The sequence below is a fragment of the Pseudomonas viridiflava genome, assembly GCF_900602065.1.
GTDB lineage: Bacteria > Pseudomonadota > Gammaproteobacteria > Pseudomonadales > Pseudomonadaceae > Aquipseudomonas.
This window is the reverse complement of the sequence record NZ_UWFN01000263.1, coordinates 1-14245: the sequence shown is the minus strand read 5'-3', so window position 1 is coordinate 14245 and position 14245 is coordinate 1. Positions and strand designations below refer to the sequence as shown.

The 14245-nt window shown below is 58.3% G+C and carries 13 protein-coding genes; 6 read left to right on the top strand and 7 right to left on the bottom strand.

Features of this window, described 5'->3' with window-relative positions; translation table 11 throughout:
• Positions 1–64: 64 nt before the first annotated feature.
• Both EE949_RS13790 and EE949_RS13785 read right to left on the bottom strand, forming a co-directional pair.
• Complete coding sequence (locus tag EE949_RS13790; protein ID WP_122664785.1) at positions 65–400, bottom strand: hypothetical protein; 336 nt, start codon at positions 398–400, stop codon at positions 65–67.
• Between the two features lie 158 nt (positions 401–558).
• Positions 559–1737 carry a GGDEF domain-containing protein gene (locus EE949_RS13785; RefSeq protein WP_122664784.1) on the bottom strand — a complete coding sequence of 393 codons (1179 nt, stop codon included), beginning with the start codon at positions 1735–1737 and terminating at the stop codon, positions 559–561.
• A 243-nt stretch (positions 1738–1980) separates the two neighbouring features.
• On the opposite strand from EE949_RS13785, the gene EE949_RS13780 reads away from it, so the two are divergent.
• Positions 1981–2190 (top strand): DUF2945 domain-containing protein, encoded by a 210-nt coding sequence (locus EE949_RS13780; protein WP_122664783.1) that lies wholly within the window; start codon positions 1981–1983, stop codon positions 2188–2190.
• A 119-nt stretch (positions 2191–2309) separates the two neighbouring features.
• Here EE949_RS13780 and EE949_RS13775 read toward each other — a convergent pair whose 3' ends face one another.
• The 3 genes from EE949_RS13775 to EE949_RS13765 form a co-directional block, all read right to left on the bottom strand.
• A complete protein-coding gene (locus EE949_RS13775) occupies positions 2310–2984 on the bottom strand; it encodes an NADPH-dependent F420 reductase (RefSeq protein ID WP_122664782.1) in 675 nt (224 codons plus the stop codon).
• A gap of 99 nt (positions 2985–3083) precedes the next feature.
• The gene (locus EE949_RS13770; protein WP_122664781.1) at positions 3084–4262 is read right to left on the bottom strand and encodes an MFS transporter; all 1179 of its coding nucleotides are present in this window, start codon (positions 4260–4262) and stop codon (positions 3084–3086) included.
• A 112-nt stretch (positions 4263–4374) separates the two neighbouring features.
• Entirely contained in the window at positions 4375–5253 is an 879-nt protein-coding gene (locus EE949_RS13765; protein WP_122664780.1) for an EthD domain-containing protein, read from the bottom strand.
• Between the two features lie 198 nt (positions 5254–5451).
• On the opposite strand from EE949_RS13765, the gene EE949_RS13760 reads away from it, so the two are divergent.
• From EE949_RS13760 to EE949_RS13750, 3 genes are all read left to right on the top strand, one after another.
• Positions 5452–5988, top strand: coding sequence for a DinB family protein (locus EE949_RS13760; RefSeq protein ID WP_122664779.1), 537 nt, complete (start codon positions 5452–5454; stop codon positions 5986–5988).
• Positions 5989–6121: 133 nt separating this feature from the next.
• Positions 6122–6739 (top strand): hypothetical protein, encoded by a 618-nt coding sequence (locus EE949_RS13755; RefSeq protein ID WP_122664778.1) that lies wholly within the window; start codon positions 6122–6124, stop codon positions 6737–6739.
• A 376-nt stretch (positions 6740–7115) separates the two neighbouring features.
• Complete coding sequence (locus tag EE949_RS13750; protein ID WP_122664777.1) at positions 7116–8162, top strand: GGDEF domain-containing protein; 1047 nt, start codon at positions 7116–7118, stop codon at positions 8160–8162.
• A 549-nt stretch (positions 8163–8711) separates the two neighbouring features.
• Here the strand turns inward: EE949_RS13750 and acpA are convergent.
• Positions 8712–10385, bottom strand: a complete 1674-nt coding sequence (gene acpA, locus EE949_RS13740; RefSeq protein WP_122664775.1) for an acid phosphatase — start codon at positions 10383–10385, stop codon at positions 8712–8714.
• 105 nt (positions 10386–10490) lie between these two features.
• The gene (locus EE949_RS13735; RefSeq protein ID WP_240350604.1) at positions 10491–11240 is read right to left on the bottom strand and encodes a substrate-binding periplasmic protein; all 750 of its coding nucleotides are present in this window, start codon (positions 11238–11240) and stop codon (positions 10491–10493) included.
• A gap of 171 nt (positions 11241–11411) precedes the next feature.
• Here EE949_RS13735 and dnaX point away from each other — a divergent pair, with 171 nt between their 5' ends.
• Together dnaX and EE949_RS13725 are read left to right on the top strand one after the other, a co-directional pair.
• Complete coding sequence (gene dnaX / locus EE949_RS13730) at positions 11412–13571, top strand: DNA polymerase III subunit gamma/tau (protein WP_122664773.1); 2160 nt, start codon at positions 11412–11414, stop codon at positions 13569–13571.
• A gap of 63 nt (positions 13572–13634) precedes the next feature.
• The gene (locus EE949_RS13725; RefSeq protein ID WP_027900954.1) at positions 13635–13961 is read left to right on the top strand and encodes a YbaB/EbfC family nucleoid-associated protein; all 327 of its coding nucleotides are present in this window, start codon (positions 13635–13637) and stop codon (positions 13959–13961) included.
• Positions 13962–14245: the final 284 nt, after the last annotated feature.

Below are 14245 nucleotides of genomic sequence, written 5' to 3'. Positions count from 1 at the left end.
CTTTAGACGAATAAGCAGTGCTGCATGATTTGTCTACTCAATGCTCAATAGACTCACGCACTCTTTATTGCGCGTTTTTCAGCTTGATCACGTCACCGGAGATCGTGGTGGTGTAACCGCTCAGGATCCAGGCCCAGAACCAGTTTTCCTGGACTTGGGTGTTGATCATCGCATCGCCGCCTTTAGCGTTGATGGCGGAAGTCTGGGCGCGTACGAAGCGGCTGTTCTGGCGGATAGGGATAATGCCGAACAACATCAGGCCGGTGGCGCTTGCCTCACTGTGACCCAGTACGGTGTATTGGTTGCTGTCGTAGTGAGGGGATTTGATGGCGGTACCGGTGCAACCTGCCAGGGCGAGACCGAGAACGGCAGATGCGGCAACTTTACTGATGTACTTCATTGAAAACTCCATAGCCTAGAATCCCGGGATCCAATTTCGCGGGGGCGACACTCTAACCGCACCTCTCACAGATTGGAACGATCCTTCCTACAGAGATCGAGGCTATATAAACATTCGCGGCTCTTCAGGGACGTCGATTTGACCGCCCCTGGCCGCCGCTAATTTGGCTGGAGGGACTCGCGAATCGCTGCGGTTTGATCGACCAGCCGAACGCTGTCGCGCCCTTCACGTTTCGAGGTGTACAGCGCAGCATCGCCTTGTTCGATCAACGCAGCCAGGCTGACGGGCGGCTGGTCAAACAGGTTCGCGCCAATGCTCAATGTCACCGCCTGGGGCGTGCTGAACGTTTGTGAGGTTGCGTTGTGAAACTGGCTGCGCAGGGCATTGCCCAGTTCCAGAATGCGGTCACGAGAGGCGTTATTAAGCAGAATGACGAACTCGTCACCGCCCAGTCGTGCTGCCAGGGAGCCTTGGGGCAGGTTTGAGCGGATCATCTCGCTCAGCGTGATCAGCAGACGATCGCCAGCGGTGTGGCCGAACAGGTCGTTAACCAGTTTGAAGTTATCGATATCGATCAGCAGCAGGGCGCCGGGTCGAGTGCTTGTGACCTGATCCAGCAAACGCTGCGCCCGTACTTCAAGGGCGCGGCGGTTGTACAGGGCGGTTAACGGGTCGCGAGCGGCCAGCCGGGCGATGCGCATTTCCCGGCGATAGCGCTCCGTCCCGGTCATGGACAGTGCAATAAGCATGATCGCCATCGCGCCCTCCACCAGTGAAATCTGAATGATCTCGCCGCGGAACCCTGCAAGATCGATCAACGTGCCTGGCACCAGAGGCGGTATCGCCTTGGCCACATAAAAAAGGCCATGGATGAGCAGCACATAGCGCAGTTGCACCGCCCCGACGCTGAGCGACTTGCCATGGGGGCGCAGGAGGAAACTGGCTGTTAGCGTGAGCAAAGCCACCAGCAATGAGTTGACCACGAGCATGATTTTCGACCACGCCGGGTCGTTCGGTAGCAAAAGCAGGACCAGCCAGGCGACGGGTATTAGAAGCCAGGCGCGCGACAGGCGCACTTCGGTAAAACGCGCCACACCCGCCAGAAAAAGCCAGTGCGCCGCCACTAGCAGGCCATTGGCGAACCAGATACCGATCAACAAAAAACCGCTCATGCGTAGCAGGGCGAGTGTGGAGCCGATGCTGATCGTTGCAAAACCAGCGCTCCAGTACAGCAGTGAGGATTCACGAACGCTGCGCCATTCGACCGCAAGGTACAAGGCAGCGGCCGCCGCAAGGGCGATGGTAAGGATGAGCAGCGTGGGTGGGTCGAGCGCCATGGACTGACTGGCCTTTCTGATGGGCGATAAAAGGCGGGATTGTAAGCGTTCAGACGGATTTTTCAGAGCGCAACTGTCGGGTATTGGGCTGTTGCTGGACCAGTGGTGCCATCATCGTGAATTTCCGGGCTCTACAGGGCTCTACAGGGCTCTACAGGTCTCTACAGGAAAGGCCTCGGTAAGGCCGGACGCTGTCCTGATAGTCGGGCGCACCTAATATAAGCAGGCCAGGAGAACGTAAAAATGACCACCGATTTCAAGAGCGGCGACGCCGTCAGCTGGAACTCAGAAGCGGGTGAAACCCATGGCAAAGTGTCCAAGGTCCACGTCGAGGATGTGGAGTTCATGGGCAAGCATCGGCCTGCTTCGAAAGAACATCCGCAATATGAGGCCAAAAGCGACAAGACCGGCCACCTGGCAATCCACCACGGCAGTGCGCTTAGCCGCCGGTGAGGTGAGTTGCAGATCGAGTATCAGGTGGCCAGTCCTGCGAAAAGCCCATTTATCCAGTAGGTTATGTTTTGTCTAATTGGGTGGTTGATGCCGGGAATGACCTGACCGGAACGCTGCGACTAGAGGCCGAGCCGTTGCTTGAGTTCGGCCTCACTCCAGACGCCGCTGGCCGGTCCGCCTGGCAGACCTTCGTTGGCTCGTGCCAGCGGTAGCATGACTGGCATGAACCCTGCGTCGCGCACCAGTCTGGCACCCACCTCGCGAGCCTTGTCGTCATCGGCAAAGGTCGGGATCGCCTTGTTCTTGCCCGACTGGCTTTCCATGGACGCGTAACCGATGGCGTTGAACGCCCGAACCAGATGTACGTCCGGCAGATACTCCAGGTCAGCAGATGCAACACCTTGATCAAGCGCTTTGCGCCCTGTGTCTCCATCGCGGCCGCTGAAGGGGTTGCTGGCGCTGAGCACGACTTTGCCATTCAGTTTGCCCTTCAGTTGTTCTGAAAGCGTCGGCATTGCTCCATACGGAACCGTCAAGACGATCACATCACCCCATGCGGCAGCATCAGTGACCGAGCCGGCTCGTGTATTGGGGCCTGCGGTTTTCACCAGGTCCGTCAGTTCTGTGGGGTGCCGTGAGGAAAACATGACCGAATGGCCTGCTTTGGCCCACAGCGTGCCCAGCGTTCCACCGACGTTACCGGCACCGATCACGCTGATCTTGAGGGGCTCGGCCAGCACCTGGCTACTGAACAGGACAAGACCTGCAAACGCTGAAAAAAGGTGTCTGAACATGTTGTCTACTCCGGTTTGGAAAAGTCATTTATCCACCCTAGTAGAGGCAGCCGCCAAACGAAAGCTCACATGAGTCCAGTGCCGTCGCGCAGTCGAGCTTTACGCGCAGGGCCTTACCGCCTCACGTGCAGTCATTGGTCGCGCCAGGCTCAGCAACCCCAGTAACGCCAGTCCCGCGCCTACCCACAATGGAGCTCGCAGGCCATAACCGGCATCAATGGCGGTGCCGCCGCCCCAACTGCCCAATGCCAGGCCGGCAGTGATCACCGACGTATGCAGGGTGTTCACCAATGCACCGGGCTCCGCGGCTTTCATCACTCGCGCGACCATCGCCGGGTTAAGCGCCACGCCTGTCAGGCCCAGTGTGATGAAGCACGTCAGGTTCAACCAGAGGTGATCGCCCGCCAGCGCAAAGCCGCTTAACGCCAGTACCAGCAAAAGCAGGCCCCAGCCGAGAGCAGGGAGGGTGTAGCGATCCGCAATGCGGCCTACAACCATGTTCCCCAGCAGGTTAGCGACGCCATACAAGGCCAGTAATGGCGCCACGTGGCCGGGCGCAATGCCGACTTCTTCAATCAGGATCGGGGTGCAATAGCTGAATGCGGCAAAAGTGGCACCGATAATCAGTCCACTGGTGATATAGGCGGCCCACAGGCTGCGGTTTTTCAAGGCGTCCCATTGACGGTTCAGTGCTGGTTCGCTGCCGGCTTCACTGACGGGCAAACGTGCTGCGGCCAATACGCTGCAGATCAGCGCCAGCAACACGACCAGCCACGAACTGGCACGCCAGCCAAAATGCTGCTCGACCCACGCGGTCAATGGCACTCCGGCGACCGGCGAAAGCATCAGCCCCGCCAACACCACCGATACCGCTCTGCCGCGGAACTGCGGCGCAACCAACCCGGCACAGACAGTCATGCACAGCCCGATACAGGCGGCGCTGGATACACCCATCAGAATTCTCGCCAGGGCCAGCACCGTATAACTCGGAGCCATGGCGGCCAGCATACCGGCCGCGACGTAGACCGCCAGTAGCCCGACCAGTGCGCGTTTGTTGCTGATGCCACGGCTCAGCAACAGAACTGTCACCGGAGGCCCTCCCAACGCCATGCCCAAGGCATAGAACGCAATGAGATTACCCACTTGCGCCAGACTGACCGAAAAGGCATCGGCCAAGGCTGGCATCATCCCGGCAACCATGAATTCGGCAGTCACCAGAGAAAAGATCGTCAACCCCAGCAGGTAGACGGTGGAGGGCAGTTTGGCGTGGGTGGTCATGGACGTCTCAGGTATTCACAAAGGCCGCTACCCTAGGGATTGTTGATCGAATGGTCAAATAACTGTTGGGCATAGGGTCATGCTTTGGCGTCTTGATGGAGCCATGGCCTTGTCAGGCGTCTGCCAAGGCTCCCTTCAATAGCAAGTGCTCAACCTCTGGCGTGCGCTGGTTGATAGCTCCCAGATAATCGATCAGTTCCGCCGCCCGGCTGCCGCGCAGGCCCGCAGTTGTAATGTGGCCGTCGCGCACATAGGTGTAGAGCCCGGACACGGCGAACGCTTTCAGTTGGGCGATGTGTTCGCCTTGGGCTTGCAGTGTGGCCTGGAATAACGGGCTGTCGAAAAAACGGCGTCGGGCCAGCGGGCTTTCGAACGCTATCTCCATCATTGCGAGCTCTGCCCGCGCGGGCACTGCGTGATGAGCGACATTGGGGGCCGGAGGATGCATGCCGTCGTTGTTGAACGGTTGGCACAGGTGCAAGGTTAATTTCAGCACCTCATCAGCATGGGCCAAGGCCTTGGTCAGATCGTTGCTTAGGTAGTCGTGCAATCGCGCGAGACTGCTGCGAGGACTGAAGTGCACATGAATACGGTCGAGGCGGTCCAGCCCGTTGAACGTCTCGTCGTTCAGGCGATTGACCAGCGTCGTCGAACCTTTCGGTAAATCGTAGGCCAGGGTTTCCTCGAACATGTTCTGTTCGTCAGAGAAGATTATCGAGCTGGCTTGCTGAAACTGCTTCTGTTCCTGAGCTGAAGCGAAGCCAATCTCGACTCCGCCATCCAGTTCGTAATCGGCTATTTCCTGAACGCCGGAGGCCAACGGCCAAAGATGAGCGTCCTGGTTTCGGGAAAAATGGTGCTGGATATATAAACCGAGTCCGGGCAGTCGGGAGCAGAGCGGGCCATGCACGTCGCGCCAGTAAGTGGCGAAGATTTCATGGGGCACGCGTTCGCGTCGTTTCACGGTGGTATAGCTATTGATCTCAATCATGATTCACCTCAAGCAGGAAAATATTCGCATGAAGGTGAGAGTGGGTCTGTTTTCAGTCGTTCGGTTTATCTTCAGGTGAGTGACGCCCCGGTTCTTCCCCAGGCGTAGCGGTTGGCAAACGTGCTTGCAGGCCATCACTGAATCTCGCAAAGTCCGCTTTGGCTACTCCCTTATCGCGTTTTACCCGGAAACCCTATCTTGAATCGCCTCGATCATATTCAGCTCATGGCCGCGTATAACCAGTGGATGAACGACAAGCTATATGTCGCTGCCGCCCGCCTGCCCGAGGAGGCGTTGAGCGCGGACCGCGCTGCATTCTTCGGTTCAATCATGGGCACGCTGAACCATCTGCTGGTCGGCGATACCCTCTGGCTCAAGCGCTTCGCACGGCATCCGGCAGGGTTTCCCGCTCTGGATGTAGTGCGTGATTTACCTGATCCTAAAGCCTTGAGTGAGCAGGTCTTTAATAGCCTGTCGGAACTGTCGGCGCAGCGCAGACGGGTTGATCAGGCAATCATCGAGTGGACTGTCGAATTGCAAGAGGTCGATCTTGATGTGGTGCTGCGTTACGCCAATACCGCGGGTATTCCGGCAGCGCGTGATTTTTACGGACTGTTGATTCACTTCTTCAATCATCAGACCCACCACCGCGGGCAGGCGACGACGCTGCTGACGCAGGCGGGCGTCGATGTCGGCTCTACCGATCTGCTGGGGCTGATTCCGGACATTGACTGACACATTGACTCGCCGAGTGCGTTGTCGGTGGACGGCATAAGGCCATTCAGCTAACTTTGCGCCGCCGCCAATAAAGCACCGTTGTGGTGCGGCGGATCCACGAGCCTCATTATTAAAGGACTGAGACCTGCCAATGAAACTCTCTGCTTTGCTTCTTCCTGCCATCGCGCTGTTTACAGCTGCCAATGCTTCAGCCGCCACTGACTCATTGGCTGATTTCCTGAGCTGCAGCACCCAGTCGTTCCCGGTCATTACGCAAGCACCGTTCAAGTCACTGGTTCCCGGCAAGCAGGAAAACGGCCGTATCACCCTGCAGGGCGGCACCAAGACTGAGATGGGCCAGCGCTGGGTGTTCGATAAGCCGGTGGTGGTTGACGGTCTGTCCTTGACCGGCTTCTACGCCGAGGACATGGATCTGATGGGCTCGCGCATCATCAGTTGGGGGTTCTATGTTCAGCAGTCGCCTGAGCAAGTCGTGGCGTCGCTAAAGAAAGAGCACTCTCTGGAGCTGCTGTCGACCAATGGCGTGTTTGCCCGGCCGGAAATCTGGTCCGAGAAAGAGTCGAAATGGCTGTCTGAAACTTCGGGCGACACCGCTGGCAAGCTGGTCACCGACACCTCCGAGCGGGTCCTGATAGTCGAGCCTGTGCCAGCTGACGTGACCGGGGGCAGCAAGGGCATGTTGACGTGTTCCATCCAGGGTAAGGTCAGCGAAGCGGCCTTGAAATCGAGCCGTCCAGATCTGCTTTAAAACCACCTGATGCCTGGCAGGCCGTCATGCAGGTTCAGGTGGCGGCTTGATGATCAACCGAGTCATCTTGAATTTCCGCTTCTGAGCGGTTGTTTGAACATCTCCACTACTCTTACCTTTGTTCAGCAGTGCATGAACGCTGTAAACGGCCACCGCAGAATAAAAAACACACGGAGCACCCTACAGCAGCGCGAGCTGCATGCGGCGCTCTACGACAGGGAACTTGGTGCCTCGACAGACGTTCGTAGTACCGGATTAACCAAGACACGCCTCGTTACCGACATCAAGGCCACTTGAAGTCAGTCGATAGCTTGAACATGAACCCAATTTGATTCGCACTGCTCGCTTGGATGCATCGCACTAATGAGGCTGCTTGATGAACACCCTATCGGCGAGTGACCGTGCGCAACTGTTGCGTGAAACCACCGCGCAGTTCTGGCAGCACATTGTGCCCATTGTGCAAATCGCCTTCTGCATCCACCTCATATTGTTCGTGCTGTTCTGCGCGCTGAAGATACCTTCCCTGGCTGTGGGTAACGGCCTGAGCATTCTGGCTTATGTGGTCTGCCTCAAGGCCATCCGCGCGGGGCGCTACAGCTTCGCCGGGATGGTAATGAGCGCGGAAATCATCCTGCACGCGCTGCTGGCGACCTGGGTGCTGGGTTGGAACAGCAATTTTTACTTCTACCTTTACTGCGTGATTCCGATTATCGCGTTCAGTTTTCAAAGTGCGCGTCGGCCACGGTTACTGCTGAACCTGGCCATTCTCGTCGTCTCGGTAGGCGGCTTCGCGCTGCGTGGGCAAATGGGCATCGACTCAGGCGTGGCACCGCAGTTGCTCGAGGTGTTCGGTATCGTCAATGTCCTGACCGCCATCGGCGTGTTATTGCATGGCACTGCGTTGTCTGTACGCTTCACGCGTTCTATGCAACTGAACCTGTTCCATACCGCCAATCGCGACAGCCTGACCAACCTCTATACCCGGCGCAGAGTGATGCTCGGGGTACGGCAACTGGCTGACGCGGTACCGTCAGCGATCATCCTGTTGGACATCGACCACTTCAAACAGATCAACGACCGGCTGGGGCACGAGCAGGGCGACCTGATCCTTCAGCGAGTCGCGGAAGCCATCAACAGCAACGTACGCGCCACCGACGTTGCTTCCCGCTGGGGCGGCGAAGAGTTTCTGGTGCTGATGCCCGACACCTCGGCGCAGGCTGCCCAAGCAGTGGCAGAGCGCATCTTGCTGCGCATTCGCGAATGGGTGGGACAAGTGGACCATGGACCGCTGGTGGTCACTGCGACCCTCGCCGTCAGCGAAATCCGCCCGGCAGAAAGCTTCGAAAGCGCCCTTAACCGCGCAGATCAGGCCCTGTACCAAGGTAAGCAACAGGGGCGTAACCAACTGGTTGTGGCCGGTTGAATTTGCTGAGAGATGACCGGATCGGTTGAACCTGCGGCGGCTCATGAGCCTCGGCCGTAACTGCTTTGCTTTGCTTTGCTTTGCTTTGCTTTGGATCTTGATTTTGATCTTAAGCGCCCCGTTAAACCACGCTGGCCGCACGCAGATTCTGAACCGTGGGCAGCCCGGCAAGGATGCCGGGTTAGCCGCACCGGGCCATGGATGGCCCATTGCGGCGGCCCACGGTTCAGGATCTGCGGGCGGGTACACCGAGCGACAGCGAGGTGCCGAGTGGTGGGGCAAGAGCCTTTTGCTTACTTTTGGCTGGGCCGGCTTCCGGAACAAAAGTGAGGCGCCGTAAGGGCGCAACCAATAGCAGCCGTAACCTCAAAAACGGATATACACACAACCACCCGCGACCTGAACAAAGACCGAGGCGCACCCATCGCGGGCAAGCCTCGCTCCCACATAGACCGCGTAATCTTCATCCCCATGATCATCCATTGAGCTTGCGGGCGAACATGGAATCTCCCACGTCACCAGGCAGTGGCCGACAGAACACTCAACTGATCAAGTGGGAAACTGCAGCGCGTTGGTCAGATCACCCATCGGCGATTGCCCGCGAGCAACCATCGCACTGTCTCGCTCCTTCAGACCATTGAGCTTTTCCAGCCCGTGAACCCGAGTAATCAGACGCAGAATCGAAGCCGTATCGTAGACCGTATGATCGACCGTGCCCTTACGCGCGAAAGGAGAAACCACCAGCGCAGGAATCCGCGTACCCGGCCCCCAACGATCGCCCTGGGGTGGCGCTACGTGATCCCACCAGCCGCCGTTTTCGTCGACAGTAATGACAACCACCATGTTCGCCCATTGCGGACTGCTGCGAAGTACCTTGATCACGCGGTCGATATGCCGATCACCTGCTGCGACATCCGCGTAACCCGCATGCATGTTCAGATTGCCCTGAGGCTTATAGAAGGTGACCGCAGGTAATTTGCCCGCCTCAGCATCGGCGAGGAATTTGTTGCTGCTGACCTCATCGCCCAGCCCGCCATCGCGCAAACGTTTTTTCCGTTCAGCCGGGTTCTGCGGGCCTTGCTGCACGAAATAATTGAACGGCTGATGGTGGTACTGAAAATTGGGAATTTTCGGGATCCCGGTAGAGTCCTTAAACTCATCAAGCGTGACTTGCCAGGCACCTGCATACCACGCCCAGTCGACATTCTTCTTCGACAACTTGTCGCCAATGTGTTCGTGAGTCTGTGGCACCAGCACGTTGGGCAGATCCGGCATGGAGTAGTCCGGTTTTGCCGGATCACGTAGCCAGGTCGGCCAGAACGGCGGGGCGAGGGTATTAACCGCATAGCCATCGGGCGTCAGTGCGCTGGGGCCGAATTGCGGTGGTCCGGTCATGGCGCTGGCCGGAGACTGCTCCAGTGGCTTGAGGCGCGGGTCCGTCGGGTTGTCACTTTCCAGGCGGGCGATTTGTGATTTCGCCACCGAGTTCGCAGCATCCGGGTACTTCGGTGCGGTGGCAGCAATCAGGTACTGGTGGTTGAGAAACGAACCGCCAAAGGCTCCCTGGAAGAAGTTGTCACAGAGTACAAACTCCTTGGCGACATCCCACAGACGCAGCGAATACTGGCTTTGTGCGTAGTAACCCATTGGCAGGCCACCGGCATCGGCCCAGGCAACGAAGCGGTCATTCTTGCCGCCGTTGATTTGCATCTGGTTCTGATAAAACACATGCCACAGGTCCCGGGTGACGAGGCTCAGTGGTAAATCTTCGCCATTGATACCTTTGAGCGGGAAGGGTGCATTGGGCAGGTTTTCCTGAAACTGACCGCCCGCGGGGTAGCTCACGCCGTCAACCGTTTGCGGGCCCACTTGCAGCACGCCGCCCCAGGCCGGTGGCAGGGTTTTCAGCAGCGAGCCGTCGCGGTCACGTTGTTGATAATCGCCTGGCTTGAGCGCCGACAGGGGCTTCTGCACTCCAGGGAAATTACCGAACAAGTTATTGAAGCTGCGGTTCTCGGCGTAGATCACCACGACGGTTTTGACATGCTCGCGTAGAGCCTTGTCCAATGCCGCGCCTGTCAAAGGAGCGGTTGGCGCTGCCGGGGATTTCTGAGTGGTATCGCAGCCGCTCAGGGCGATACCAGCACCCAAGGCAGCCATGCCTCCCAGAAATCGGCGGCGTGTAGGGTCGTTTTGCGAGGCATCGTCGGGTTTGTCGCTCATCGTGAACTACCTGCCTGGGTAAATGTTGCTAAATGTTTCAGGCGAGGGTATCCACGCTGTATGACGGTATTACTACAGCCGATCTGCGGCGGACCTTTCGCAGAGTCAGATGCGTGGAGCCGTGTAGCGATCGATAATCCGCTGAATTTCTCCGGAGACTCTCATCCGTACCAGTGTGCGCAGGATTTTTTGGGTGGGCAGGGCAGGGTCGTTGCGAATGATGCAACCGGCTGGCTGCTCGGCGATCAGCGAGATAGCTTTCAATTGCTGGTTGGCGGGGAGGTCACGGTTTAGCCAATCCAACACCAATTGGCTCGACACCGCGTAGTGGTAGCGTCCTGCAATCAGCTTTCGCAATGTCTGCTCCTGACTGCGCGCGTCTTCACGCACCAGTTGGTGATTGTCGAACAGGTACTGCAGATCCGGGTAGTTATAGCCCAGCACGGTGCCAATGATTTCATTGTCGAAGTGGTCGGGATAAGGCCCTGCGGCGGTCTCGGCAGAAGCGATCAGCAGGTCACGTTGATACAGGATCGGCAGGCTCCAGAAATAGTCGCCTGACAGGTGCGGCACCCAGGCTTGCGCCGCGTAGCAACGAATGTCGACCTCGCCGCGCTCAAGGGCCGCCTGCACGCGCAGGCGCGGCAGTACGTGATACTCGGCTTCGCGGCCCACCTGACGAGCAAGGCTCTGCATGATCTCGAACAGGATTCCGGCCGTGGGTTGGTAATTGTCCAGTTGCACCAGTGGCATCGACCAGCTTTCAGCCACGGAAAATCTCAGTGGCGGCTCGGCTGCTGACGCGTTTACGGTCAACAGCAACAGGGCGCTCGGTATGAGCTGACTTAGACGCATAAAAGGTTCCTCAAGTGCGAGCATCCATAAACGCTCTTAAAGACCCGACTACTGGGCGCCTTTACATCCGTTTTCACAGCTTAGCCAGAATAGACGAGGACACCAGATGCAATTTTGCCCCTGCTCCGCTAGCATTAGCGGTCTTCCGCTTCCCAGTTGCGACGGTTTTCCATGAGTTATCAGGTTCTTGCACGTAAATGGCGTCCGCGCTCGTTCCGCGAAATGGTCGGCCAGACCCATGTGCTGAAGGCCCTGATCAATGCGCTGGACAGCCAGCGGCTGCACCACGCCTATTTATTCACTGGCACCCGGGGCGTAGGTAAAACCACGATTGCGCGGATTATCGCCAAGTGCCTCAACTGTGAAACCGGCATTACGTCGACGCCTTGCGGCACCTGCTCGGTGTGCCGGGAGATCGATGAAGGTCGTTTTGTCGACCTGATCGAAATCGACGCCGCGAGCCGCACCAAGGTCGAGGACACCCGTGAGCTGCTGGATAATGTGCAATACGCGCCGAGCCGCGGACGCTTCAAGGTCTACCTGATCGACGAAGTGCACATGCTCTCCAGCCACTCGTTCAACGCGTTGCTCAAGACTCTTGAAGAGCCGCCGCCGTACGTCAAATTCATCCTCGCGACGACTGATCCGCAGAAACTGCCAGCGACGATTCTGTCGCGCTGCCTGCAGTTCTCCCTGAAAAACATGACGCCGGAGCGCGTGGTCGAGCATTTGACCCATGTGCTGGGCGTCGAAAACGTCCCGTTCGAAGAGGATGCACTGTGGTTGCTGGGACGTGCCGCCGACGGCTCGATGCGCGACGCCATGAGCCTTACCGATCAGGCCATCGCCTTTGGCGAAGGCAAGGTGATGGCCGCCGATGTGCGGGCCATGCTCGGTACGCTGGATCACGGCCAGGTGTTCGACGTGCTGACCGCTTTGATCGACGGCGATGCCCGCAGTCTGCTGGAAGCTGTCCGCCATCTGGCCGAACAGGGCCCGGACTGGAATGGCGTGTTGTCGGAGATTCTCAACGTATTGCATCGCGTGGCGATTGCCCAGGCGTTGCCTGAGGGTGTCGACAACGGCCATGGCGACCGTGATCGTGTGCTTGCTCTGGCGCAGGCATTGCCTGCCGAAGACGTACAGTTTTACTACCAGATGGGCTTGATCGGCCGACGCGATCTGCCACTCGCGCCTGATCCTCGAGGAGGCTTTGAAATGGTCCTGCTGCGGATGTTGGCGTTTCGCCCCGCTGACAGCAGCGATGCCCCGAGGCAGCCGCTAAAGACAGTGGGAATCAACCCGGCCACAGTTGATTCCCCACAACCAGTGGCCGGCGCGACAGCGGTCGCGCCGGTAGCCGTTGCTCCTGTGCAGGCAGCCGCTCCGGTTGTTGCTGCGCCAGTGGCTGCTCCGATTGTCGAGCCGGTAGTGCAAACCCCCGCGCCGACTCCCGTGGTAACTGCCCCGGAACCTGAGCCGGTCGAAGAAGTCGACTTGCCATGGAATGAGCCCAAGGCGTTGCCGCCTGTAGCTGAAGAGCAACCCGAACCCGAGCCGGTTGCTACGCCTGCTCAGGAACTGGTTGCCGAGCCGGTACTCGACACCGTCGCCGAGCAGCCTGAACTCACGCCGATGCCAAGTCCTGCGCCAGCCAGTCCGGTGCCGGATGCGCCGGAGGTTGAAGTACCGCAGTCTGAGGCTGTCGCCGAGCAAGCCGTGACCCCGGCGATGCTTGAAGCCATTCCTGACGCTTACGTGCCAGCACCGATGGACCGTGACGACGAACCACCACCGGACGACGATTATGTTGAGCCCGATGTGGATATCGATCCGGCGTCCTACAGTTATCTGGATGAACTCGCGCACGAAACCGTGACCGAAGAGGTCGAAGCTGAACCGGCTCCGGCGTCGAAACCGGCGACGGGGCTGGCAGCTGAATGGCTGGACATGTTCAACAAGTTGCCGATTTCGGGCATGACCAGCAGCATCGCATCCAACTGCACGCTGGTCTCGATGGACGGCGATAACTGGTTGCTGCACCTGGATCCGGGGCACAGCGCCTTGTTCAACGCGACCCAGTTGCGCCGTATCAACGATGGTCTCAATCAATTTACCGGGCGCACGATCAACCTCAAGATCGAGTTGATCAAACCTGAACAGGAAACCCCGGCCCAGGCGGCTTCGCGGTTGCGTGTCGAGCGGCAGCGGCAGGCGGAAGCGTCGATCCATGCCGATCCGTTCATCCAGCAGATGCTTGAACAGTTTGGCGCAGTGATCCGGGAGGATACGATTAAGCCCGTGGATGCCCCGGTGGCTCAGACTCATTAACTGACGGTGGGATTCGAATGGTTTCCCACCTGCTAACACAATCAACTTTCGAGGAGATATCCCATGATGAAAGGTGGCATGGCTGGTCTGATGAAGCAGGCGCAGCAAATGCAGGAAAAAATGGCCAAGATGCAGGAAGAACTGGCCAATGCCGAAGTTACCGGTCAATCGGGCGCAGGCCTGGTCAGCGTAGTGATGACCGGTCGCCATGACGTCAAGCGCATCAATCTGGATGACAGCCTGATGCAGGAAGACAAGGAAGTACTGGAAGACCTGATCGCTGCTGCCGTCAACGACGCAGTACGCAAGATTGAACAGGCCAGCCAGGAAAAGACCTCCAGCATGACAGCAGGCATGCAACTGCCTCCAGGTATGAAGCTGCCGTTCTGATTGCAGGTTGTATCCCAAAATGCCAGGCCTTATGCCTGGCATTTTTGTTTGTGCAAAAAGGTTCGAATCGTCCAGAGCCTGTGGGTGCTTGCCCGCGATAAAAAACACTGCGGATCTCAGGTCAATCGCGTCCAGCCTTATCGCGGGCAAGCACCGCTCCCACAGGGAAAGCGCGTTTCATCCGTGGGAGCGGTGCTTGCCCGCGATGCAGGCGCTGCGGTCGTGCAGATGAACCGGGTTGCTTTCTTCGGGGGCAAGCCTCGCTCCAACAGGGAGGCGAGCTT

Excerpts from the sequence above, each read along its gene's own strand:
- EE949_RS13790 (WP_122664785.1), bottom strand. The coding sequence starts at position 400 with ATGAAGTACATCAGTAAAGTTGCCGCATCTGCCGTTCTCGGTCTCGCC.
- EE949_RS13785 (WP_122664784.1), bottom strand. The coding sequence starts at position 1,737 with ATGGCGCTCGACCCACCCACGCTGCTCATCCTTACCATCGCCCTTGCG.
- EE949_RS13780 (WP_122664783.1), top strand. The coding sequence starts at position 1,981 with ATGACCACCGATTTCAAGAGCGGCGACGCCGTCAGCTGGAACTCAGAA.
- EE949_RS13775 (WP_122664782.1), bottom strand. The coding sequence starts at position 2,984 with ATGTTCAGACACCTTTTTTCAGCGTTTGCAGGTCTTGTCCTGTTCAGT.
- EE949_RS13770 (WP_122664781.1), bottom strand. The coding sequence starts at position 4,262 with ATGACCACCCACGCCAAACTGCCCTCCACCGTCTACCTGCTGGGGTTG.
- EE949_RS13765 (WP_122664780.1), bottom strand. The coding sequence starts at position 5,253 with ATGATTGAGATCAATAGCTATACCACCGTGAAACGACGCGAACGCGTG.
- EE949_RS13755 (WP_122664778.1), top strand. The coding sequence starts at position 6,122 with ATGAAACTCTCTGCTTTGCTTCTTCCTGCCATCGCGCTGTTTACAGCT.
- EE949_RS13750 (WP_122664777.1), top strand. The coding sequence starts at position 7,116 with ATGAACACCCTATCGGCGAGTGACCGTGCGCAACTGTTGCGTGAAACC.
- acpA (WP_122664775.1), bottom strand. The coding sequence starts at position 10,385 with ATGAGCGACAAACCCGACGATGCCTCGCAAAACGACCCTACACGCCGC.
- EE949_RS13735 (WP_240350604.1), bottom strand. The coding sequence starts at position 11,240 with ATGCGTCTAAGTCAGCTCATACCGAGCGCCCTGTTGCTGTTGACCGTA.
- dnaX (WP_122664773.1), top strand. The coding sequence starts at position 11,412 with ATGAGTTATCAGGTTCTTGCACGTAAATGGCGTCCGCGCTCGTTCCGC.
- EE949_RS13725 (WP_027900954.1), top strand. The coding sequence starts at position 13,635 with ATGATGAAAGGTGGCATGGCTGGTCTGATGAAGCAGGCGCAGCAAATG.